Origin of the sequence: Neobacillus vireti, assembly GCF_001026695.1 — a bacterium.
Lineage (GTDB): Bacteria > Bacillota > Bacilli > Bacillales > Cytobacillaceae > Neobacillus > Neobacillus vireti.
Map to the genome: position 1 here is coordinate 125,836 of NZ_LDNB01000012.1, position 22,894 is coordinate 148,729.

The window sequence follows — 22,894 nt, forward strand, 5'->3', positions numbered from 1 at the left end:
ATACACAATTATCAAGGAAAGAATTTTACTCTGCATGTTTTGGAATGAGAAGGGTCAAAATAGGAAATAGTTTCTATTTATAGGAGATTTCATAATGGGAGTGAATAGTCATGAGTGAAGCAATAGATTTAAGTCAGTATTCTGTTCGAACTGATTTGGCGATTGAAGCAAGGGAAATGGTCCTTGCCGGCAGAGGCGGAACAGTTGGACAGGAGGAAAACCTTTCGCAAATTGAAGGTGTCATCATAAAGGAAAAAGATGTTGATGATATAAAAATTTCTTTAGTTGAAGTTACCAAACAGGGTGAGCAGCAGCTTGGTAAAAAGGCAGGCAGATATTTAACCGTTGAAGTCCAAGGGATTCGCCAGCAAAATACGGAGGTTCAGCAGAAGGTTGGTGAAGTTTTCGCAAGGGAATTTTCTTATTTTTTAGAAGGGACGGGGATTAAAAAAACAGATTCCTGTCTGATTGTCGGTCTTGGAAATTGGAATGTAACCCCAGATGCACTTGGACCGATGGTTTGTGAAAACTTGCTTGTCACTCGTCATTTATTCCAGCTTCAGCCGGAAAATGTCGAGGAAGGATATCGCTCCGTAAGTGCTCTTTCACCTGGTGTTATGGGACTAACCGGAATTGAGACTAGTGATATTATTTTTGGCGTTGTTGAAAAAACAAAACCGGATTTCGTGATTGCGATTGATGCGCTCGCTTCAAGATCGATTGAGAGAGTAAATTCGACCATCCAAATATCCGATACCGGTATTCACCCTGGTTCTGGTGTCGGCAATAAAAGGAAGGAACTTAGTAAAGAAACATTGGGTATTCCCGTCATCGCCATTGGTGTTCCCACAGTGGTCGACGCAGTTTCGATTACAAGTGATACGATAGATTTCATTTTAAAGCATTTCGGAAAAGAGCTCAGGGAAGGAAATCGCCCTTCGAGGGCACTTGCCCCAGCTGGAATGAGCTTTGGCGAAAAGCGAAAGTTAACGGAAGAGGATTTACCAGAAGAAAAGCACCGGAAAACGTTTCTTGGCATGATTGGCACATTATCGGAGGATGAAAAAAGGAAGTTAATCTATGAGGTTTTGTCGCCCATTGGCCATAATTTAATGGTTACTCCAAAGGAAGTCGACGTCTTCATTGAGGATATGGCCAACCTGATTGCCAACGGTTTGAACGCCTCACTCCACAGCACAGTTGACCAAGAAAATGCGGGGTATTATACAAGATAGACCAATTTAATAAGGGACCAGTATTTTTTGAAGGCACTGAAAAAGCCACTTAAATTTAGGCAGAGTGTATAATATTGGCTGTTGATTTCCGCTCCAGGCGGCTTCGCGCATCTTAGGGCGTGCCGGGGAGCCTCCTCGGCGCTTTAGCGCCTGCGGGGTCTCCCCGGCCCCGTACTCCCGCAGGAGTCTTCGCCGCCTTCCACTCCAATCAACAGAGTTCTTTTATAAGGAATTTCAGAGCCCTCGTATTCTTCAGGTCTCATTTGTCTCGTAAATTTATGGTTCTATCAATTCTAGTAATGTCATAAGATTTACTAGAATTCTAAGTGGGGTGGAACCATGAAAAATACTAGAACATCAGGCACGTTTATGATTGTCCAAGGGACAAGCATCCTGAAAATTTTCGCTGCTCTTTCATTATTTTTGTTATTGGTCTTTTCGATAAGCGGGCTGTTAACCTCGTTAAAGCCGCAATTTCGACCTATGTCTTCTTCAGTCAATCAGGCTGCTACAAATGTAAACGGTGAACTGCTGTATCAATTAATGGGTTGGGAAAATCATCATTTTTTGAAGGCAGAAAATAACTTGGCACAGGCGCCGAAGTTAAGCAGTTTGGTATTTAAGCTAGCAAGCAATATTAATCTGGATGACCCGCGAAGCCTTCTTGGCAGGGAGCTTCCCGGATTTTTTCAATTCGATGGAAAAATTGTTGTTGCCGGCGAAGGGACGAATTATACGAATATGCCGATTGAATCGGCGCCACCGATCGAAATTATGAAAGCCGAACAAGAAGCTTCTTTACAGAATTTAGAGGGATTAGATAAGCCGGCAGAAGAAAAACCACCAATCGCATCGGGGCAAACAACAGGAGAGCATAAGGTGGTTTATCTTTACTTTACACATAATCGCGAGTCCTATATCCCCTATCTAAAAGGCGTTAACGACCCTGATAACGCGTACCATTCACAAATAAACGTGACAAAAGTTGGCGACCAATTAAAGACAAGCTTAGAAGACAGAGGAATCGGTACCTTTGTTGATAAAACGGATGTCCAGGCGAACTTAAATAAAAAAGGGTTAAATTATGCAAAATCATACCAGGAATCACGCTTAGTTGTTCAAGCTGCTATGACTTCGAATCGTGATTTACGTTATCTCATTGATATTCACAGGGATTCTAAACGGAAAGACGATACAACTGTTGCTATTAACGGAAAATCATATGCGAAATTAGTATTTGTCATCGGTGGTAAAAACCCCAATTATGAAAAGAATGAAAAACTAGCAAGGGAACTCCATAAGCTTTTAGAAAAGAAATATAAAGGGTTAAGCAGGGGAGTTATGTTAAAAAAAGATCCCGGGTCAAATGGTGTTTATAATCAAAATTTATCTGATAATGCACTTTTAATTGAATTCGGCGGTGTCGATAACACATTTGAAGAATTAAACCGTTCGGCTGAAGCACTTGCAGATGTGTTTAGTGAATATTACTGGCAGGCAGAAAAAGTGAATCAGAATGTTGAGCAATCGACTGATAAACAATAGTAGGGGAGCATTCATATGAGGATGTTTATGTTAAAAAGCTTATGCATCGCAGCGCTCATGTTAATCTCAGTATTAACAGGAATGCAATTAGCCAATAATGGGATTCATAAAATGAAGGGCTATGACGATGCTTCCTTTCAAAATGCGATTTCTATCGAAGAATCGGGAAACAATATAAGTGCCTCCATTCTAGGAAATGATATCTCTAGTCATGATATTGCGGCGAAAAAGAAAAGATTAGAGGAAAACAGTGCGTTTAACTTCTTCTCATCGATGGGGAAGAAACTGTCGGACGGGATAACCGGCGCCTCGGAAAAACTGATTCAGCTGATAACAGACTAAAATGGTTAGCGGTACCTTAGTGGTGCCGCTAATTTTATCATGTAATTAAAGTCCATACGCTGCTTCCGCTTTTCTGATAAAAACATTGATTTCCACTTTTCTTTGCTGATATAATCAAAAATAGTGTAAATGTGCGAGTATAGTAGGAGTGAACTACCATGAACAGAGAAGATAGACTCAAACGACAAGCAAAAATAAGAAATTTCTCGATTATTGCCCATATCGATCATGGGAAATCAACACTGGCTGACCGGATTTTGGAAAAAACGAATGCCTTGACATCACGTGAAATGAAGGCCCAGCTTTTAGATTCAATGGATCTTGAGAGAGAACGCGGGATTACAATCAAGTTAAATGCCGTCCAATTAAAATATAAAGCAAATGATGGAGAAGACTATATTTTCCATTTAATTGATACACCAGGACATGTCGATTTTACGTACGAGGTATCGAGGAGCCTTGCTGCATGCGAAGGGGCGATTTTAGTCGTTGACGCTGCACAGGGAATTGAAGCACAGACACTAGCGAACGTATACCTTGCCCTTGATAACGACCTTGAAATCTTGCCGGTTATCAATAAAATCGACTTGCCAAGTGCGGACCCGGAAAGGGTGCGTAATGAAATCGAGGAAGTCATTGGTTTAGACGCCTCCGAAGCGGTTCTAGCTTCTGCTAAAGCAGGAATCGGTATCGAAGACATCCTTGAACAAGTCGTAAAATCAGTCCCTGCACCAACCGGCGACCCTGATGCCCCTTTAAAAGCGTTGATTTTCGATTCCTTATATGACGCTTATCGCGGCGTTGTCGCTTATATTCGTGTGGTCGATGGAACCGTTAAAGTCGGTGACAAAATAAAAATGATGGCGACTGGAAAAGAGTTTGAAGTAAATGAAGTAGGTGTTTTTTCACCGAAAGCGACGATGCTTGATGAATTAACTGTCGGTGACGTTGGCTTTTTAACGGCATCGATTAAAAATGTCGGTGACACACGTGTCGGTGATACAATTACAAATGCCAAAAATGGAACAACTGAACCGCTTCCAGGCTATCGAAAGCTCAATCCAATGGTCTATTGTGGCCTTTATCCGATTGATACAGCAAGATTTAATGACCTTCGTGAAGCACTAGAAAAGCTTCAATTGAATGATTCAGCGCTTCAGTTCGAACCAGAAACATCCCAGGCACTTGGATTTGGCTTCCGTTGCGGCTTCTTAGGTCTCCTGCATATGGAAATTATCCAAGAACGGATTGAGCGGGAATTCAAGATTGATTTAATTACCACCGCGCCAAGCGTTATCTATCATGTCCACATGACAGATGGTTCAGAACTCAAGGTAGATAACCCATCTAACCTGCCGGACCCGCAGAAAATTGACCGTGTGGAAGAGCCATACGTAAAAGCAACCATGATGGCGCCTAATGACTATGTCGGGGCAATTATGGAGCTTTGCCAGTTAAAACGGGGAATTTTTATAGATATGCAATACCAAGGTGAAAACAGGGTAAGTATTATCTATGAAATCCCTTTAGCAGAAATCGTCTACGATTTCTTTGATCAACTAAAATCAAGTACAAGGGGTTACGCCTCTTTTGATTACGAATTGATTGGTTATAAACCGTCCAAACTGGTAAAAATGGATATATTGCTTAACACTGAAAAAGTTGATGCTTTAAGCTTTATCGTTCATAATGATTTTGCTTATGAACGCGGGAAAATAATCGTCGAAAAACTGAAGGACTTAATTCCGAGACAGCAATTTGAGGTTCCGATCCAAGCAGCGATTGGACAAAAAATCGTTGCGCGTTCCACAATTAAAGCGATGCGGAAAAACGTATTAGCGAAATGTTATGGCGGGGATATCTCCCGTAAGCGTAAATTGCTTGAAAAACAAAAAGAAGGTAAGAAGCGGATGAAACAAGTTGGTTCCGTTGAAGTACCACAAGAGGCATTTATGGCTGTCTTAAAAATGGACGATAACAATACCAAGAAATAAAAAGCGGGAGGTTGGGACAAGTCTTTTGACAGACAAAATCCAGCCTCTTTTAATTATCAAAAAAGAGGTGAAAAAATGATTAAAGCAGCCTATCTCCATATCCCATTTTGTGAACATATTTGTCATTATTGTGATTTTAATAAAGTATTTCTAAAAGGCCAGCCTGTAAATGACTATTTACAAGCGGTTGACCAAGAAATGAAGATGACCCTCAGCGAATATCCGACAGATCAGCTTGAAACCATTTTTGTCGGCGGCGGTACGCCGACTTCTTTAAATGAGCTGCAGCTTGAGCAGTTTTGTGTAAGCATTAACCGAAATTTACCTAAATCTGCGAACTTGGAATTCACTTTTGAGGCAAATCCCGGTGATTTATCAACGGATAAATTGCAAATATTAAAAGATGCGGGTGTAAACCGAATCAGTCTTGGGGTCCAAACCTTTAACGACGACTTATTGAAAAAAATCGGCCGGGTCCATCGGGCGAAGGACGTCTATCAAACGATTGAACGTGCAAAAGCGATTGGCTTTGAAAATATAAGTATTGACCTTATTTTTAGTTTGCCGACGCAAACGGTAACCGACTTCCAGGAAACATTAGCTGAGGCGTTTACATTAGATATTACCCATTATTCTGCCTATTCGTTAATCATCGAACCAAAGACAGTTTTTTATAACTTGTTAAAAAAAGGGAAACTTCCCACGCCTGGTGAGGATATCGAAGCGCAAATGTATGAAATATTAATGGAAGAAATGGAAAAACATAGCTTCACGCAATATGAAATAAGTAATTTTTCAAAGCCAGGCTTTGAGAGCAGGCATAACTTAACTTACTGGAATAATGAATACTATTATGGTTTTGGAGCAGGTGCCCACAGCTATGTGAACGGAATTAGACGTTCCAACTCCGGGCCAGTGAAAAAGTATATCGACCAAATAAATAGCGGAATACTCCCGGTTTTTGAAGCCCATGAAGCAACGAAAGCGGAACAAATGGAAGAGGAAATGTTCCTCGGTTTACGCAAAACTGAGGGGGTATCGATTTCTCATTTCATCAAGAAATTTGCCCATGACCCACAAGAGTTATTTAAAAACGAGATTTCTGATTTAGTTTCTAAACAATGGATAGAAGTGAAGAAGGATAATATATATTTAACTACACAGGGTCGTTTTTTAGGCAATGAAGTTTTTCAATCCTTTTTGGGTATTGTCTAGCTTCTAGTTTTCTTTTTGATTGACATCATCCCCCTTTTTTTGATAATTTATTAGTATAATTAGCACTCGGCAACAAGGAGTGCTAACAGAGGTGATGAATGTTGTTAACAGATCGTCAATTGTTAATTCTTCAGGTAATTGTTGATGACTTTATTCGATCTGCCCAACCAGTCGGCTCAAGAAGCTTGTCGAAAAAGGAAGAAATTTCCTTCAGTTCAGCAACAATTCGCAATGAAATGTCCGACCTTGAAGATTTGGGGTTTATTGAAAAGACGCATACCTCTTCAGGGCGTGTTCCATCTGAAAAAGGGTATCGCTATTATGTTGATCATTTATTGTCGCCTCAGGTTTTAAATCAGCAGGATGTATCCATCATTCAATCCATTTTTGCTGAGAAAATTTTTGAGTTCGAGAAAATTATTCAAAGATCGGCGAAAATTTTATCCGAATTAACCAATTATACTTCGATCGTCCTAGGACCGGCCGTAAGTATTAATAAGTTAAAAAGAATCCAAATTATTCCGTTAAACAAAGAAACCGCAGTAGCCATTTTTGTTACGGACACAGGTCATGTCGAAAACCGAACGTTTTCCATACCTGCTTCGGTGGATGCTGGTGATTTGGAAAAAACGGTCAATATTTTAAATGATCGTTTAGCAGGAGTGCCTCTTGATGATTTAAACGATAAGATTTACAAGGAAGTCGCGATGCTTTTAAGGCAACATATCCATAATTACGATCTAATGCTCCATACGATTGCCGATTCCTTGAAAATGCCAATCCATGAAAAGCTTTTTTTCGGCGGGAAAACAAATATGTTAAGTCAGCCGGAATTTCATGATATTTCAAAAATCCGCAGTTTATTAATGATGATTGATCAAGAAGAGTGGATTTATAATTTAATTAGAAAAAATTCAGCAGGCATTCATGTGAAAATTGGCCGCGAAAATAATAACAGTGCAATGGAAAATTGCAGCTTAATTACTGCTACATATTCGGCTGGTCAAGAAAAATTGGGTACGATAGCCATCCTAGGGCCTACTAGAATGGAATATTCACGTGTAATCAGCTTGCTGAAATTCTTAAGCAAGGACTTATCAGAAGTGCTAACCAAGTTGTATCAAAATATTTAACACAGGTAATATTGAGTAAGGGTGAAATACTTGCTTGTTTTACCCCTTTTCCATGGAAATCTTAATATTCTACCTAACGCTTTAAGGGAGGTGAGTAAGTTGACAATTGAGAAAAACAATACCATTAATGATGAAGTTGAAGCTGATGTTGAACTTACTGATGAAAAAACAGCTGAGCCTGTTTTTGATGAGAATGGAGCAACAGCACAGACTATTGTTGATCCTGTCGAAGAACAGCTCGAAGAAATTCAACAGCTGCAGGGGAAGTTAGAGGAAGCGGAAAATCGTTACCTAAGACTTCAAGCAGATTTTGATAATTTTCGTCGCCGAACAAGATTGGATCAAGAGGCTGGCGAAAAATATAGAGCACAAAACCTAATAACAGATTTACTGCCTGCATTAGACAACTTTGAAAGAGCAATGAATTTGGAAGCAGACAATGAACAAACAAAGTCTGTGCTGCAAGGCATGGACATGGTTTACCGCAATTTGTTAGATGCCCTAAAAAAGGAAGGCGTTGAGCAGATTGAAGCGGTTGGGAAAGAGTTTGATCCCCATCAGCACCAAGCTGTGATGCAGGGAGAAGATGAGAATTTCGGCTCCAACATTGTCACTGATGAATTTCAAAAAGGGTATATATTAAAGGATCGGGTAATTCGCCCATCAATGGTTAAAGTAAATCAATAATTCTACATATTTTTTTTAGGAGGTAAAAGCTATGAGTAAAATAATTGGTATTGACTTAGGTACAACAAACTCATGTGTGTCAGTGCTTGAAGGCGGAGAACCAAAAGTAATTCCTAATCCAGAAGGAAATCGTACTACTCCTTCCGTTATTGCATTTAAAAATGGCGAGCGTCAAGTGGGGGAAGTGGCAAAGCGCCAAGCAATTACAAACCCGAATACAATCATGTCTATCAAACGTCACATGGGCACAAGTTTTAAACAAGAGATTGAAGGTAAGGATTATACTCCACAAGAACTTTCTGCCATCATTCTTCAATATTTAAAATCATATGCTGAAGATTATCTTGGCGAGCCAGTAACAAAGGCTGTTATTACAGTGCCTGCTTATTTTAATGACGCAGAACGTCAAGCTACAAAGGATGCAGGAAAAATTGCTGGTCTTGAAGTAGAGCGGATTATCAATGAACCAACTGCTGCAGCACTGGCATACGGTTTAGATAAAACCGATCAAGACCACACAATCCTTGTTTATGACCTTGGCGGCGGTACATTTGACGTATCTATCCTTGAACTAGGGGACGGCGTTTTCCAAGTAAAATCAACTGCCGGAGATAATCGTCTTGGCGGTGACGATTTTGACCAAGTCATCATTGATTACTTAGTGGAACAATTTAAAAAAGAAAATGGAATTGACCTTTCAAAAGATAAAATGGCGTTACAACGTCTAAAAGATGCTGCTGAAAAGGCTAAAAAAGATTTGTCGGGTGTAGCTTCTACACAAATTTCACTTCCATTTATCACTGCGGGAGCTGCTGGACCGCTTCATCTTGAAGTGTCCTTATCTAGAGCAAAATTTGATGAAATTTCTGCTCATTTGGTTGAACGGACTATGGGCCCAACTCGTCAAGCTCTAAGCGATGCCGGCATGTCACCATCAGAAATTGATAAGGTTATCCTTGTCGGTGGTTCAACGCGAATCCCTGCTGTCCAAGAAGCAATCAAAAAAGCAACTGGACAAGAGCCACACCGCGGTGTAAACCCGGATGAAGTAGTGGCAATGGGTGCTGCGATTCAAGGCGGCGTTATCACAGGTGATGTTAAGGATGTTGTCTTACTTGACGTTACACCGCTATCCCTTGGAATTGAAACAATGGGCGGCGTATTTACGAAATTAATTGATCGTAATACAACCATCCCAACATCTAAATCACAAGTTTTCTCAACTGCTGCTGATAACCAAACTGCTGTTGATATCCATGTGCTTCAAGGGGAACGTCCAATGGCGGCAAATAATAAAACACTAGGCCGATTCCAATTAGCGGATATTCCACCAGCACCACGTGGAATTCCACAAATCGAAGTTAACTTTGACATTGATAAAAACGGTATTGTAAACGTTCGGGCCAAAGATCTAGGTACGAATAAAGAGCAGCAAATTACGATTAAGTCTTCTACTGGTCTATCTGATGAAGAAATTCAAAAAATGGTTAGAGAAGCAGAAGAAAATGCTGAAGCTGACAAGCAGCGTAAAGAAGAAGTAGAACTGCGTAATGAAGCAGATCAGCTTGTGTTTACAACTGAGAAAACCTTAAAGGATCTAGAAGGTAAAGTTGATGCAGGTGAAGTCGAAAAAGCTAATGAAGCAAAAGACGCATTAAAACAAGCAATAGAGAAAAATGATCTAGATGAAATTCGCACTAAAAAGGATGCATTGCAAGAAATCGTTCAAGCTTTGACTGTTAAGCTATATGAGCAAGCTGCACAGCAGGCACAAGCACAGCAAGGCGGCCAAGAAGGCGGCGCTCAAGCTGGTGCCCAAGACGACAACGTCGTTGATGCAGAATTTGAAGAAGTAAAAGATGATAAGTAATCGGCTGTGAAAAAAGAAAAAGCCAAAGTCAGTTTAACTGCTTTGGCTTTTTTATTGCAATAACATCATTATCGGTGTTAGAATAATCTTTATGTGACAGATTCGGGAGTGGTAATCATGAGTAAACGGGATTACTATGAGGTGCTTGGGATAACTAAGAGCGCTTCAAAGGATGAAATAAAAAAAGCCTATCGAAAACTTTCTAAACAATATCATCCAGATATTAATAAAGCGGAAGATGCGGCAGATAAATTTAAGGAAATTACAGAAGCATATGAAGTGTTAAGCGATGATCAAAAGAAGGCCCATTATGACCAGTTTGGCCATTCCGATCCAAATCAAGGTTTTGGCGGAGGAGCAGATTTTGGCGGCGGCTTTGGCGGTTTTGAAGATATCTTTAATACCTTTTTTGGCGGCGGCGGCGGCGGTTCTAGACGACGTGATCCGAATGCTCCAAGGCAAGGTGCAGACCTTCAATACACGATGACAGTTTCGTTTGAAGAAGCAGCATTTGGCAAAGAAACAGATATTGAAATTCCACGTGAAGAAACATGCGGAACATGCAGCGGGTCTGGAGCTAAGCCTGGAACAAAACCAGAGACTTGTCAGCACTGCCATGGAACCGGACAGTTGAACGTAGAACAAAATACCCCATTTGGCAGGATTGTTAACCGTCGTACCTGTCATCACTGTAATGGAACAGGGAAAGAAATTAAACATAAATGTTCCACTTGCGGCGGCGCTGGGAAAGTGAAAAAGCGCAAGAAGATTCATGTTAAGATTCCTGCCGGGATTGATGATGGACAACAGCTTCGCATGGCGGGGCAAGGGGAAGCAGGTATGAACGGCGGTCCAGCGGGTGACCTTTACGTTGTTTTCCAAGTACGTGCGCATGAGTTTTTTGAACGAGATGGCGATGATATTTATTGTGAAATGCCTATCACATTTGTTCAAGCTTCCTTGGGTGACGAAATCGAAGTGCCTACTCTTCATGGAAAAGTGAAGCTAAAAATCCCTGCCGGAACACAAACGGGCAAAAAGTTCCGTTTGAAAGGGAAAGGTGTTCCTAATGTCCGCGGATATGGTGTGGGGGATCAGTATATTCTTGTTCGCATTATTACCCCAACAAAGCTTTCAGACAAACAAAAGCAGCTTCTAAAAGAATTCGCAGAGCTAAGCGGTTCTTCGCCAATTGGTGAACACGAAGAAAGTTTTTTCTCAAAGGTAAAACGTGCCTTTAAAAGCGAGTAAGGATTGGAGTTGGTAAGATGAAATGGTCCGAAATCAGTATTCACACAACAAATGAGGCAATTGAACCTATTTCTCATATCTTGCATGAAGCTGGAGCGAGCGGTGTAGTTATTGAAGATCCTTTTGAGCTGACAAAGGAAAGGGAAGATCAATTCGGAGAAATTTACCAACTTAATCCAGATGATTACCCGCAAGAAGGTGTTATTGTGAAAGCCTATCTGCCTGTTAACAGCTTTTTGGGTGAAACGGTAGATGCCATTAAGGAATCCATCAATAATTTAATTATTTATGATATTGATATTGGCAAAAACCATGTAACCATTAGTGAAGTGAACGAAGAAGAATGGGCAACAGCTTGGAAAAAATACTATAACCCTGTGAAAATTTCTGAAAAATTCACGATTGTACCGACTTGGGAGATTTATGAGCCTGTCAGCAGCGATGAATTAATTATCGAATTAGATCCTGGTATGGCGTTTGGAACGGGAACACATCCAACAACAGTGATGTGTATTCAAGCCCTTGAAAGAACTGTCCGTTCAGGTGACAGAGTAATTGATGTCGGGACCGGGTCTGGCGTATTAAGCATTGCGGCAGCACAGCTTGGTGCGGAAGATGTTAGGGCCTATGACCTAGATGAAGTTGCAGTAACGACTGCCAGGTTAAATATAAAGTTAAATAAAGTAAATGATTCCGTAACTATTTCGCAAAACAACCTGCTTGATGGTGTCGAGGAAAATTCTGCGGATGTCGTAGTGGCTAATATTCTTGCCGAAGTTATTTTACGGTTTACGGACGATGTTGCCCATGTTGTGAAGCCCGGTGGTTCTTTCATTGCATCAGGCATTATCCAGCAGAAGAAAGATCAGGTTAAAGAAGGTCTACTGAAAGCGGGCTTTGAAATTTCCGAAACCATTTTGATGGAAGACTGGGTTGCAATTATTGCCAAACGGAAATAATGCTGGAATAAAGGGGGGAGAATCCCCTTTTTTTCATAATATCAGCATTTAAATCATTGAACTTTGAGAATTGTCCAGCGTAAGCGCCCTAGCGGCTAGTGTCCTTCGCTCTCCGCCCTACGATAAGTCAAGCACGAATGCGCTCCGCTCTTCGTGTTTCCTTTATCTCAGTTGGAGCGCTCCAGGCCATACGCCGCTGACCAGGGCGCTTGCGCTTTTCTTATTCCCAATTAAAATTATTTTTAGTAAAATAAAGAGTAAAATGTTTTAGAGAGGGTGCAAAAGTGTGCAACGCTACTTTGTTAAACACCGAGTAAATGATGAGCGTTTTTTCATTGACGAAGAAGACCGTCATCATATCGTCAAGGTTATGCGAATGCAAGTTGGTGATCAAATCATTTGTGTTGACCAAGAAGGGAAACAGGCTATATGCAGGCTTGCAGAAATTACCGATGAAAGTGTCGTTGCAGACGTTGTACAATGGAAAGAAGAGATTTCTGAGCTTCCAATTTCAATAACGATTGCCAGCGGGCTTCCAAAAGGGGACAAGCTCGAATGGATTATCCAAAAAGGAACGGAACTCGGAGCCCATCAGTTTCTCCCATTTTCTGCTGCTCGCTCAGTCGTAAAATGGGATGAAAAAAAGGCAACGAAGAAAATAGAGAGATGGCAAAAAATTGCTAAAGAAGCTGCTGAACAATCTCATCGAGCGTTTATGCCGGAAATCGTAAGCCCGATGAGCTTTAAAGCTCTAATGGGAAAAAGTAAGGACTTTGATTATAAATTAGCTGCCTTTGAGGATGAGAGCAGAAAAGGTGAAATGCACCTGTTTTCTTCAACCCTCAAACAAATGAAGAACGGTGAGTCATTGCTTATGGTTTTTGGACCTGAAGGCGGCTTAGCGGACGAAGAGGTTAAGCAATTAAAGGATCATGGTTTTGGTCTATGCGGGTTAGGCCCGCGGATTTTAAGAACGGAAACGGCCCCGCTCTATGCACTTTCGGCCATTTCCTATCATTTTGAACTATTGAGGTGAGGATACGATGGCAACAGTCGCGTTTCATACACTTGGATGCAAGGTGAATCATTATGAAACTGAAGCTATCTGGCAGTTGTTTAAACAAGAAGGCTACGATCGGGTTGATTTTGAATCAATTTCCGACGTTTATATTATTAATACCTGTACAGTAACGAATACTGGCGATAAAAAAAGCCGTCAGGTTATCCGGCGTGCAGTGAGGAAAAATCCTGATGCAGTCATCTGTGTTACTGGCTGTTACGCGCAAACATCTCCTGCCGAAATCATGGCGATTCCTGGTGTTGATATTGTTGTCGGTACACAGGACCGTGTGAAAATGCTCGACTATATTGAACAATATAAGCAAGAGCGTCAGCCGATTAATGGCGTTGGCAATATTATGAAAAATCGTGTTTATGAGGAGCTTGATGTTCCGGCATTTACTGACAGAACACGAGCATCGTTAAAAATCCAAGAAGGCTGTAACAATTTCTGTACCTTCTGTATCATTCCTTGGGCCCGCGGTCTCATGAGATCCCGTGATCCTAAAGAAGTGATCCGCCAAGCGCAGCAGCTTGTGGATGCAGGCTACAAAGAAATCGTGTTAACAGGTATTCATACTGGCGGTTATGGTGAAGACATGAAGGATTATAATCTTGCGATGCTCCTCCGTGATTTAGAAGCGGGAGTAAACGGGATTGAACGCCTCCGGATATCATCAATTGAAGCCAGCCAGATCACCGATGAAGTGATCGAGGTAATTAAACATTCGAATATTGTTGTCCGGCATTTGCATATTCCATTGCAATCTGGTTCCAATACAGTATTAAAAAGAATGCGCCGTAAATATACGATGGAATTCTTTGGAGAAAGACTGGAGCGCCTGAAAGAAGTACTTCCAGGTCTTGCGGTTACCTCTGATGTGATCGTTGGATTCCCTGGGGAAACCGAAGAAGAATTTATGGAAACGTACAATTTTATTAAAGATCATAAATTCTCTGAGCTTCATGTATTCCCGTATTCTAAGCGTACAGGCACACCGGCTGCACGAATGGAAGACCAAGTGAATGAAGAAGTGAAAAATGAACGGGTTCACCGCTTAATTTCCCTTTCCGATCAACTGGCAAAGGAATACGCCTCACTTTTTGAAGGTGAAGTATTAGAAGTAATTCCGGAAGAGGAATATAAGGATGAAGCAAATTCTGGTTTATATGTTGGATATACTGACAACTACTTGAAAGTTGTTTTTCCGGCAACTGAAGAGATGATTGGTAAGATTGTTAAAGTTAAGATAACCAAAGCTGGATATCCATACAATGAAGGCCAATTTGTTCGAGTTGTTGAAGATACGTCAGTAGTTAAAGAAGAAGTCTTTAATACAGAAGAAGCGGCAATTTAAGGAAAGAGGACCTATTCTGGGTCCTTTTTTTGGTTTAGGTTTGGTTTTATTGTGGAAAAAATTGTCTAATTAGCCAAAACACCTTAAAAAATAGCCAAAAGCCTTGGAAAAGTAGCCAAAACACTCAAGAAAGTAGCCATAACCCATGGAAAAGTAGCCAAAACACCTCGAAAAATAGCCAAAAACTTTTCCGCTCTTAAAAATCTAGGATAATTTGGTCACAGCACATGAATTTACTATAGGTTTCTAATGTTTTTCAGGGAAACTTAAAGTAAGTGGCAACTATCGATCCAAAATTTCAAATAACCTTAAGATCGAAGGGAGCATGAGCCAATGGCTACTACTACAAATGTTGCTGCAATGATTGACCACACTTTACTAAAGCCGGAGTCAACAAAAGGACAAATCGAGACTCTCTGTCAAGAAGCCAGGGAGAATAAATTCTTTTCCGTATGTGTTAACCCAACCTGGGTCAGTGCGGCAAAGGAATTATTACAGGGCAGTGATGTCAAGGTTTGTACAGTAATTGGCTTCCCTTTAGGTGCGACAACTTCTGAAACGAAAGCGTTTGAAACAACAAATGCAATTGATCATGGTGCTGATGAAGTAGACATGGTCATTAATATTGGGGCACTAAAAGATGGCAATGATGAATTGGTGGGGAGCGATATCCTTGCTGTTGTTCAAGCAGCCAAGGGAAAAGCATTAACCAAGGTGATTATTGAAACAAGTCTTTTGACGAAGGAAGAAAAAATTCGCGCCTGTGAGCTTGCTGTTAAAGCTGGTGCTAATTATGTAAAAACTTCAACCGGATTTTCAACCGGCGGTGCAACTGTTGAGGACATTGCCCTAATGAGGAAAACGGTAGGACCTGATATCGGTGTCAAAGCTTCCGGCGGTGTACGAAGCACAGAAGATGCCAAAAAAATGATTGATGCCGGAGCGACGAGGATTGGAGCAAGTTCAAGTGTCGCGATCATAAACGGGATGCTAGTGACTTCAAATTACTAAAAAAAGAATTGATGTAACAGCGCACGTAAAGCCAGAAAAGAGCGCATCTCGGTCAACTGGAAGGTCATAGTGCCCATGAAGCAAGAAAAAAGCCCAACATGGGCACTCTGGAAGGTTCACAGTGCCCATGAAGCAAGAAAAAAGCCCATCACGGGCACTCTGGAAGGTTCACAGTGCCCATGAAGCAAGAAAAAAGCTCATCACGGGCACTCTGGAAGGTTCACAGTGCCCATGAAGCAAGAAAAAAGCTCATTACGGGCACTCTGGGCAGTCACCGACTCACGTGGAGCCAATCCCTCAAACTCGGGTAAAATCTAAGTACTCAAATACAAAGAAAGACAGCAAAATTGCTGTCTTTCTACGATACAGGGCGTTTTGGTTTTCGATCGTGGAAGTATAAAATCATCTCACCAAACCTTGTTGCAAACGGTAAAACCAGCAGGGAAGTGGCAACATTAAAAATCACACTAATATGCGCTAATTGCACATCCTTTCTACTTGCAAGCAACGGTGCGTTTTCGGTTAGCAGCGGGATCAGCGGAATAAACAGCAAAACCCCGAATACATTTAGCCAAACGTGGGCAAAGGCGGCCAGGCGAGATTCTTTTCCGCCGCCAATCGATGCAATAATCGCCGTAATACAGGTGCCAATATTAGCCCCAAGCACAATTGCGATGCCAGCATCCAACTGCAGCAGCCCGGCAGTTAGAAAACCCATCGCAATCCCAGTCATCGCCGTGCTTGACTGAATAATCGCCGTAATCACTGTGCCTGTTAATAAGCTCAAAAAAATATTATCATTAATCGATAAGATAAATTTATTGATAAAGTCCATTGTGGTTAATGGCTTCGCTAATAATTCAAAACCTTTCATCGCCGTGAAAACAGAGGCAATTCCGAACACAAGCATGCCAATACTTCTTGCCTTTTTATTTTTAAATAAAATTAGAAGTGCTCCACTAATGGCAAGGGGAACTAGGACGGCATCTAAATTAAAGGTAATTAGTTCTGTTTTAAAAGTTGTGCCAATATTGGTGCCGAGAATAATCCCGATTGACTGAGGAAAGGTCATAATTCTAGCAGAAATTAAGCCAATAGTAATGACCATAACAGCAGTGCTGCTTTGCAGGAGCGCTGTAATAAACGTTCCTGTCAACATCCCTTTTAATGGTGTTCGTGTTAGTTTGATCAGCCATGTTTTCAATTTATTTGCCGACAAATTGAATAACCCAAACCTAATAATGGTCATTCCAAAAATAAATAATAAAATACAAAGAAGAAATAATAGTATGTATAGCATGTCTTGGCCCCCTCCCCTTCATTCTATGGTCAAATGTTGCGGGGCATGCCATTTTTTCAGACAAGCTCTTCTATATTTTGCATAAATAAATGAAAAGCTCGTTCTAACACAGCGAATTTCAGTTGACCTTGTTCCAAGGTTATATTATAATTGCAAGGTACATGGATTGAATGTTAGTGTGTTGTGTTTCGGAGGGAGGGAAAGAGAATGTCTAAAACCGTCGTTCGTAAAAACGAATCGCTTGAAGATGCTCTTCGTCGCTTCAAACGTACAGTATCAAAAACTGGTACTTTGCAAGAGGCAAGAAAGCGCGAATTCTATGAAAAGCCAAGTGTAAAACGTAAGAAAAAGTCTGAAGCTGCAAGAAAACGTAAGTTTTAAGAGAGGGTGTATTATATGAGTCTTCTCGAGCGTTTAAATGATGATATGAAACAAGCGATGAAAAACAAGGAAAAAGACAGACTCTCCGTCATTCGGATGGTGAAAGCTTCGTTGCAAAATGAAGCTATCAAGCTTGGAACAAAAGAGCTTTCCGAGGATACAGAGCTAACAGTCCTTTCTCGCGAATTAAAACAACGCAAAGACTCCCTCCATGAATTTGATAAAGCTGGTCGTGAAGATCTGGTTGAAAAGCTGCGTACGGAGATTTCGATCGTCGAACTGTACATGCCGAAACAGCTTTCTGAAGAGGAGTTGTCAGTAATCGTTAAAGAAACGATTGCTGAAGTAGGTGCAGCATCAAAAGCGGATATGGGAAAAGTGATGGCTGCAATTATGCCCAAAGTTAAGGGGAAAGCAGACGGATCACTTGTAAATAAATTTGTACAACAACACCTTTCATAGTATTCTGACACTAAGACCGCAGACCAGTAAAGTCTGCGGTCTTTTATTTTAGGTTGTGTTAAAACACATTGTTGGTTTTGTGCACAATGTTGCTCTACGTTTCAGGCGCGAGACTCCTGCGGGAGCAGCGGGACAGGTGAGACCCCGCAGGCGCGCAATTCGCCGAGGAGGCTCNCCCCGCGGAAAGCGCCTGGAACGGAGATCAACATTCCCTTTTAACACAGCCTTATTTTAAAAACGAATGAAACTTTTATCGCATTCATACGTACTACATACAGTCAGTTGAAAAAAAGAAAAAAAGGGGGGACAGCTGATGGTTGAATTGCTTACTGACCCGATTGTTGTAACCGTTCTCTTAACGATTACAGGAATCGGCATTGTGTTAGAACTTTTTTCATCGAAGTTTGGTATCGCGGGGTTTATTGGTGTATTTGCATTATTGCTATTCTTTTATGGTCATTTTCAGGCAGGACTTGTGGGATTTGGTACATTAGTTCTGTTTGTGGCAGGAATTCTTCTTATTTTTTTAGAGTTCTTTGTACCGGGGGCGGTTGCGGGAACACTTGGTGTTGCTGCGTTAATCCTAAGTCTTTTTTTATCAGGAGAAGATGCCTTGCAGATGGGGGTTTCCATCTTAATTGCGATCATCATTTCTATTATCGTTTTCTTTATCATGATTAAGATGTTTGACAAAAAGCTGGTGCTGTTTAGCAAAATGGTACTGTCTGATTCAGCTGGAAATGAGAACGGGTATGTTTCTAATATTAACCGGACAGACCTTTTGGGCAAGACAGGGACAGCATTAACAGTCTTAAGGCCGGCTGGCACGGTTATCATTAATCATGAACGAATCGATGTGGTCAGCGAAGGCGGCTTTATTGAACAGGATGCCAGAGTGAAAGTAATTAAAGTTGAAGGAGCCCGCATTGTAGTAAGAGAAGTGAAATAGTTGAAGGAGGTTTTAATAAATGGAAATTAATGATGGAACAATTTTTATTCTTGCTGTTGTCGTCGTTGCTTTAATTCTTTTTGGAATTCTATTATCCTTTGTACCAGTCATGCTCTGGATTTCAGCACTTGCTGCCGGAGTACGCATCAGTATTTTTACATTAGTAGGGATGAGACTTAGAAGGGTAACTCCAAGCAGGGTCGTTAACCCGCTGATTAAAGCTCATAAAGCTGGAATCAATGTCACAATTAATCAGCTTGAAAGCCATTACCTTGCCGGCGGGAATGTCGATAGGGTAGTAAATGCTTTGATTGCCGCGCACCGTGCCAATATCGAACTATCGTTTGAACGCTGTGCCGCCATCGATCTAGCGGGTCGTGACGTGTTAGAAGCGGTGCAAATGAGTGTTAATCCAAAAGTTATCGAAACTCCGTTTATTGCGGGTGTTGCGATGAATGGGATTGAAGTTAAAGCAAAGGCTAGAATTACCGTTCGTGCCAATATCGAGCGTCTTGTCGGTGGTGCCGGTGAAGAAACGGTTGTTGCCCGTGTTGGTGAAGGGGTCGTTTCTACCATCGGTTCATCAGATAGTCATAGTAAGGTCCTTGAGAATCCAGATTTAATCTCACAAACAGTCCTTGCAAAAGGGCTTGATGCAGGTACAGCCTTTGAAATTCTCTCGATTGATATCGCAGACGTTGATATCGGTAAAAACATTGGGGCAGAGCTGCAAACAGAACAAGCGGAAGCTGATAAGAAGATTGCGCAGGCAAAAGCGGAAGAGCGCCGGGCAATGGCTGTTGCTTCTGAACAAGAAATGAAGGCAAAAGTACAGGAAATGAGAGCAAAAGTTGTGGAAGCAGAAGCAGAGGTTCCTCTAGCGATGGCCGAAGCGCTTAAATCAGGAAATATCGGTGTGATGGACTATATGAACTTTAAAAACATTTCCGCTGATACAGATATGAGAGGCTCCATCGGGAAAATAACTGGTGAGAAAAAGGACGAAAAGTAAAACCCACTTTAATAAAAAAGGAGGGTAAGTTTTGAATACAATATTAGTCATGATTGTTATCGGTATAATTACTTCGATGGTTAGTAAGGTGAAAAATAATCGCGGACAATCCCCAAATAAGCCAACTTCAACCAATGGAATCGGGGAAATCCGTAAACTTTTTCAAGAGCTTACTGATAATGAATTAAGTGAACCGAGCCTAATTAAGGAACCAAGAAAAACAAGCCCGGTAATCGTAGAGCAAAAAACAGCTGCTCCACAAAATCTCGAAAAAGAGTACATGCAGGTAAGGAAAGAGTCTGAATTCAGTCGAGAGAGAGCGGCCACCTCTCGACAGCAAAAAGAAAGAATCAAAGAACTTGTTGAGAAGGATAAGCAAGATGATGCTGGAACTATTCTTTCTGAATACCCGGACGCCAAAACACTGGTTAATGGAATTGTCTGGTCAGAAATTCTTGGTGAGCCTCGTTCGAAAAAACCGTATTTTTCTAAAAGAGGCTAAACAGTCCATCATAAATCAAATCGAAAAAAATGTGCTAGAACCCCCTTTCATTTCATAAATTGAGATGAAAGGGGGTTCTTTTTTTATGGCAAAAAAATGGGGCGGGCGAATCCGCAATTGGATGGCTAATAAAATGGATCTTCCTCAGGATGTCATGATGGATCTGCCTCGGATCACAATGATTGGCCAAATCCATGTGTATATTGAGAACCACCGTGGCTTACTGGCCTTTACCGATAAAGAGCTGCGCCTGCTATTAAAGCAAGGCCAATTGTTGATAAAGGGAAGTTCTTTTGTGATTAAAACGATTTTACCTGAAGAAATTTTGTTAGAAGGAAAAATTGATCAGGTCATGTATATAACTGATAATCCGGGAGGAAAAAAATGAAGAACCAGTGGATTGAATTTCTCTATGGCAGAGTGACCGTTAAAGTATCTGGGAAGGGGATTGAGCGTTTCTTAAATGTGTTAATAAGGAATGGTATTCATATTTGGAATGTTAAGCGGCATGGAACGGAGACGATTACCTTTAAAATGAGGCTTCATGATGCCAAGAACATTCGTTTTTATGCAAGAAAAAGCGAATGTTCGATTACATTTTTACGAAGAAGTGGAATTCCGTTTTTATTCAAAAGATTGTTAAAAAATAGCGGTTTTTTACTAGGTGCAGGAGTTTTCCTCTTGATTATCTTATTGTTATCTAACGTTATTTGGGGCATTGAAATAAAAGGTGCCAAGCCTGCGACAGAATACAAAATTCGCAAAGAATTGGACAAGATGGGTGTGAAAATTGGCAAGGTTCAATTTTTCGTTAAAAATGTGGAAGGAATACAGCGGCAATTAACGAATAACATTGGCGATCTTACGTGGATTGGCGTGGAGTTAAACGGGACAACCTATCATCTTCAAGCGGTCGAAAAAAATGAGCCCAAAAAGCCAGAGAATTTATCCCCGCAAAATCTTGTCGCGAAAAAGAAGGCCACTATTGTAAAGATGTTTATTGAAACGGGTCAGCCGGTGGTTGAAAGGAATGACCATGTAGAGCCGGGGCAGATACTCGTTTCTGGGGTGTATGGACAAGAAGGTAACACAGAGTTAGTTGCAGCTACGGGGAAGGTTTGGGGTGAAACTTGGTATAAAAGTAACGTCAAACTTCCGTTAATAACGAACTTTAAGGTATATAACGGCAAGGAAAAACAAAAACGATCTCTTTTAATGGGCAATTGGGAAATCCCAATTTGGGGCTTTGGAAAGCCGGAGTTTGAAAAATATGAGACAGAAAAGGATGTTCGTAAAATTCACTTTTTAAAGTGGGATTTGCCAATATCCTATGTTCATAAAACAATTAGAGAACGGGAAGAGTTTACTCGTGAATATACAAACGAAGAAGCAGAAAAAGAAGCGCTTAACTTGGCAAGAAAACAAATAAAAAGCGAATTAGATGAAGATGCTATCATCAAAGATGAAAAAATTTTACACAAGTCAACTAAAAATGGTAAAGTTATACTAGATATTCACTTTAAAATAATTGAAAATATAGCAGTCGGACAACCGATATTCAAGGAGACACCTGAATGACAGAAAAATTAACAACAATTAACGTACAGCTAGAAAACCCAGCCGAGGCGATTACACTGTTGGGTAACTCTGATCAAAATTTAAAAATAATTGAACAAGAACTTGATGTCTCCATCATTACAAGAGGGGAATCTGTTAATTTGTCAGGCGACGAAGAGAAGGTCAGCCTTGCAGGGGAAATTCTTGACAAATTAATGATTGTGATTCGAAAGGGAATTAATATTAGCCAAAGAGATGTTCTCTATGCGGTGCAAATGGCGAATAAGGGAACACTTGATTACTTTGTCAATTTGTATGATGAGGAAATCGGCAAAAATGTCAAAGGTAAAACCATTCGGATTAAAACCCTCGGACAAAGACAATATGTAATGGCGATAAAAAAGCATGATCTTGTCTTTGGGATTGGGCCAGCTGGAACGGGGAAAACCTATCTAGCAGTTGTTATGGCAGTGGGTGCCCTAAAAAACGGTCGAGTAAATAAAATTATTTTAACGAGGCCGGCTGTTGAAGCAGGAGAAAGTCTTGGGTTTTTGCCCGGAGACTTGAAAGAAAAGGTGGATCCTTATTTAAGGCCCCTGTATGACGCTTTAAACGACGTTTTAGGCGTCGAACATACACAGCGGTTAATTGAACGGGGGACGATTGAAATCGCTCCTCTTGCCTATATGAGAGGCCGTACGTTAGATGATGCTTTTGTTATTTTAGATGAGGCCCAAAATACGACACATGCCCAAATGAAAATGTTTTTGACAAGACTAGGCTTTGGCTCGAAAATGATTATTACTGGCGACAAAACGCAAATTGATTTGCCGAAGGGAGCGAAATCCGGATTAATTGCAGCGGAAGAAATTTTACAAAATGTCAACGGCATTTCGTTTACCTTTTTAGAACAAACCGATGTTGTCCGTCACCCGCTAGTAGGCAGGATTATTGAAGCGTATGAGAAGAAAACAGATTAAATTAACACAAGGGGTAAACCAGTATAAATGGTTTACCCCTTGTTTTCTTACCAAAATAATCAATCTTCTTCGTTTAGTGGATGAAACTTGAT

Annotated in this window: 22 protein-coding genes; 21 read left to right on the forward strand and 1 reads right to left on the reverse strand. The window is 40.9% G+C overall.

From position 1 onward, the window contains the following. Nucleotides 1-110: 110 nt before the first annotated feature. The 13 genes from gpr (at nt 111) to deoC (ending at nt 15,659) form a co-directional block, all read left to right on the forward strand. Nucleotides 111-1,235: a GPR endopeptidase gene (gene gpr / locus AA980_RS13565; RefSeq protein ID WP_024029925.1), complete on the forward strand. Its 1,125-nt coding sequence runs from the start codon at nt 111-113 to the stop codon at nt 1,233-1,235. 339 nt (nt 1,236-1,574) lie between these two features. Next, a complete protein-coding gene (spoIIP, locus tag AA980_RS13570) occupies nt 1,575-2,780 on the forward strand; it encodes a stage II sporulation protein P (RefSeq protein WP_024029924.1) in 1,206 nt (401 codons plus the stop codon). Between the two features lie 15 nt (nt 2,781-2,795). Beyond that, nucleotides 2,796-3,122, forward strand: coding sequence for a DUF3679 domain-containing protein (locus AA980_RS13575; RefSeq protein ID WP_024029923.1), 327 nt, complete (start codon nt 2,796-2,798; stop codon nt 3,120-3,122). A 158-nt stretch (nt 3,123-3,280) separates the two neighbouring features. Beyond that, nucleotides 3,281-5,116 carry a translation elongation factor 4 gene (lepA, locus tag AA980_RS13580; RefSeq protein ID WP_024029922.1) on the forward strand — a complete coding sequence of 612 codons (1,836 nt, stop codon included), beginning with the start codon at nt 3,281-3,283 and terminating at the stop codon, nt 5,114-5,116. 75 nt (nt 5,117-5,191) lie between these two features. Next, nucleotides 5,192-6,331, forward strand: a complete 1,140-nt coding sequence (gene hemW / locus AA980_RS13585; protein WP_024029921.1) for a radical SAM family heme chaperone HemW — start codon at nt 5,192-5,194, stop codon at nt 6,329-6,331. A 101-nt stretch (nt 6,332-6,432) separates the two neighbouring features. Then, on the forward strand, nt 6,433-7,464 hold the full coding sequence (hrcA, locus tag AA980_RS13590; RefSeq protein WP_024029920.1) for a heat-inducible transcriptional repressor HrcA: 1,032 nt from the start codon (nt 6,433-6,435) through the stop codon (nt 7,462-7,464). A gap of 99 nt (nt 7,465-7,563) precedes the next feature. After that, nucleotides 7,564-8,151 carry a nucleotide exchange factor GrpE gene (grpE, locus tag AA980_RS13595; protein WP_024029919.1) on the forward strand — a complete coding sequence of 196 codons (588 nt, stop codon included), beginning with the start codon at nt 7,564-7,566 and terminating at the stop codon, nt 8,149-8,151. Between the two features lie 31 nt (nt 8,152-8,182). Next, nucleotides 8,183-10,021 carry a molecular chaperone DnaK gene (gene dnaK, locus AA980_RS13600; protein WP_024029918.1) on the forward strand — a complete coding sequence of 613 codons (1,839 nt, stop codon included), beginning with the start codon at nt 8,183-8,185 and terminating at the stop codon, nt 10,019-10,021. 117 nt (nt 10,022-10,138) lie between these two features. Beyond that, nucleotides 10,139-11,272, forward strand: coding sequence for a molecular chaperone DnaJ (dnaJ, locus tag AA980_RS13605; RefSeq protein ID WP_024029917.1), 1,134 nt, complete (start codon nt 10,139-10,141; stop codon nt 11,270-11,272). A gap of 17 nt (nt 11,273-11,289) precedes the next feature. Further along, nucleotides 11,290-12,231 carry a 50S ribosomal protein L11 methyltransferase gene (prmA, locus tag AA980_RS13610; protein WP_024029916.1) on the forward strand — a complete coding sequence of 314 codons (942 nt, stop codon included), beginning with the start codon at nt 11,290-11,292 and terminating at the stop codon, nt 12,229-12,231. Between the two features lie 286 nt (nt 12,232-12,517). Further along, nucleotides 12,518-13,267: a 16S rRNA (uracil(1498)-N(3))-methyltransferase gene (locus AA980_RS13615; protein WP_024030995.1), complete on the forward strand. Its 750-nt coding sequence runs from the start codon at nt 12,518-12,520 to the stop codon at nt 13,265-13,267. 7 nt (nt 13,268-13,274) lie between these two features. After that, on the forward strand, nt 13,275-14,648 hold the full coding sequence (gene mtaB / locus AA980_RS13620) for a tRNA (N(6)-L-threonylcarbamoyladenosine(37)-C(2))-methylthiotransferase MtaB (protein ID WP_024030996.1): 1,374 nt from the start codon (nt 13,275-13,277) through the stop codon (nt 14,646-14,648). 333 nt (nt 14,649-14,981) lie between these two features. Beyond that, complete coding sequence (gene deoC / locus AA980_RS13625) at nt 14,982-15,659, forward strand: deoxyribose-phosphate aldolase (protein ID WP_024030997.1); 678 nt, start codon at nt 14,982-14,984, stop codon at nt 15,657-15,659. Between the two features lie 358 nt (nt 15,660-16,017). On the opposite strand, the gene AA980_RS13630 is transcribed toward deoC, so the two are convergent. After that, nucleotides 16,018-16,959, reverse strand: a complete 942-nt coding sequence (locus tag AA980_RS13630) for a Na/Pi symporter (RefSeq protein ID WP_024030998.1) — start codon at nt 16,957-16,959, stop codon at nt 16,018-16,020. A 207-nt stretch (nt 16,960-17,166) separates the two neighbouring features. On the opposite strand from AA980_RS13630, the gene rpsU reads away from it, so the two are divergent. From rpsU to AA980_RS13670, 8 genes are all read left to right on the forward strand, one after another. Then, nucleotides 17,167-17,340 (forward strand): 30S ribosomal protein S21, encoded by a 174-nt coding sequence (rpsU, locus tag AA980_RS13635; RefSeq protein ID WP_007087607.1) that lies wholly within the window; start codon nt 17,167-17,169, stop codon nt 17,338-17,340. Nucleotides 17,341-17,355: 15 nt separating this feature from the next. After that, entirely contained in the window at nt 17,356-17,802 is a 447-nt protein-coding gene (locus tag AA980_RS13640; RefSeq protein WP_024030999.1) for a GatB/YqeY domain-containing protein, read from the forward strand. Nucleotides 17,803-18,115: 313 nt separating this feature from the next. Next, nucleotides 18,116-18,751: an NfeD family protein gene (locus AA980_RS13645; RefSeq protein ID WP_024030116.1), complete on the forward strand. Its 636-nt coding sequence runs from the start codon at nt 18,116-18,118 to the stop codon at nt 18,749-18,751. 19 nt (nt 18,752-18,770) lie between these two features. Next, the gene (gene floA / locus AA980_RS13650; RefSeq protein ID WP_024030117.1) at nt 18,771-19,763 is read left to right on the forward strand and encodes a flotillin-like protein FloA; all 993 of its coding nucleotides are present in this window, start codon (nt 18,771-18,773) and stop codon (nt 19,761-19,763) included. A gap of 31 nt (nt 19,764-19,794) precedes the next feature. Then, a complete protein-coding gene (locus AA980_RS13655; RefSeq protein ID WP_024030118.1) occupies nt 19,795-20,265 on the forward strand; it encodes a hypothetical protein in 471 nt (156 codons plus the stop codon). Between the two features lie 85 nt (nt 20,266-20,350). Then, a complete protein-coding gene (yqfC, locus tag AA980_RS13660; RefSeq protein WP_024030119.1) occupies nt 20,351-20,653 on the forward strand; it encodes a sporulation protein YqfC in 303 nt (100 codons plus the stop codon). After that, a complete protein-coding gene (gene yqfD / locus AA980_RS13665; RefSeq protein WP_024030120.1) occupies nt 20,650-21,843 on the forward strand; it encodes a sporulation protein YqfD in 1,194 nt (397 codons plus the stop codon). Before yqfC ends, yqfD begins: the two co-directional genes overlap by 4 nt. After that, on the forward strand, nt 21,840-22,802 hold the full coding sequence (locus tag AA980_RS13670; RefSeq protein WP_024030121.1) for a PhoH family protein: 963 nt from the start codon (nt 21,840-21,842) through the stop codon (nt 22,800-22,802). Before yqfD ends, AA980_RS13670 begins: the two co-directional genes overlap by 4 nt. The last annotated feature ends 92 nt before the right edge of the window (nt 22,803-22,894 follow it).

Excerpts from the sequence above, each read along its gene's own strand:
- gpr (WP_024029925.1), top strand. The coding sequence starts at position 111 with ATGAGTGAAGCAATAGATTTAAGTCAGTATTCTGTTCGAACTGATTTG.
- spoIIP (WP_024029924.1), top strand. The coding sequence starts at position 1,575 with ATGAAAAATACTAGAACATCAGGCACGTTTATGATTGTCCAAGGGACA.
- AA980_RS13575 (WP_024029923.1), top strand. The coding sequence starts at position 2,796 with ATGAGGATGTTTATGTTAAAAAGCTTATGCATCGCAGCGCTCATGTTA.
- lepA (WP_024029922.1), top strand. The coding sequence starts at position 3,281 with ATGAACAGAGAAGATAGACTCAAACGACAAGCAAAAATAAGAAATTTC.
- hemW (WP_024029921.1), top strand. The coding sequence starts at position 5,192 with ATGATTAAAGCAGCCTATCTCCATATCCCATTTTGTGAACATATTTGT.
- dnaK (WP_024029918.1), top strand. The coding sequence starts at position 8,183 with ATGAGTAAAATAATTGGTATTGACTTAGGTACAACAAACTCATGTGTG.
- dnaJ (WP_024029917.1), top strand. The coding sequence starts at position 10,139 with ATGAGTAAACGGGATTACTATGAGGTGCTTGGGATAACTAAGAGCGCT.
- prmA (WP_024029916.1), top strand. The coding sequence starts at position 11,290 with ATGAAATGGTCCGAAATCAGTATTCACACAACAAATGAGGCAATTGAA.
- mtaB (WP_024030996.1), top strand. The coding sequence starts at position 13,275 with ATGGCAACAGTCGCGTTTCATACACTTGGATGCAAGGTGAATCATTAT.
- deoC (WP_024030997.1), top strand. The coding sequence starts at position 14,982 with ATGGCTACTACTACAAATGTTGCTGCAATGATTGACCACACTTTACTA.
- AA980_RS13630 (WP_024030998.1), bottom strand. The coding sequence starts at position 16,959 with ATGCTATACATACTATTATTTCTTCTTTGTATTTTATTATTTATTTTT.
- rpsU (WP_007087607.1), top strand. The coding sequence starts at position 17,167 with ATGTCTAAAACCGTCGTTCGTAAAAACGAATCGCTTGAAGATGCTCTT.
- AA980_RS13640 (WP_024030999.1), top strand. The coding sequence starts at position 17,356 with ATGAGTCTTCTCGAGCGTTTAAATGATGATATGAAACAAGCGATGAAA.
- AA980_RS13645 (WP_024030116.1), top strand. The coding sequence starts at position 18,116 with ATGGTTGAATTGCTTACTGACCCGATTGTTGTAACCGTTCTCTTAACG.
- floA (WP_024030117.1), top strand. The coding sequence starts at position 18,771 with ATGGAAATTAATGATGGAACAATTTTTATTCTTGCTGTTGTCGTCGTT.
- yqfC (WP_024030119.1), top strand. The coding sequence starts at position 20,351 with ATGGCAAAAAAATGGGGCGGGCGAATCCGCAATTGGATGGCTAATAAA.
- yqfD (WP_024030120.1), top strand. The coding sequence starts at position 20,650 with ATGAAGAACCAGTGGATTGAATTTCTCTATGGCAGAGTGACCGTTAAA.
- AA980_RS13670 (WP_024030121.1), top strand. The coding sequence starts at position 21,840 with ATGACAGAAAAATTAACAACAATTAACGTACAGCTAGAAAACCCAGCC.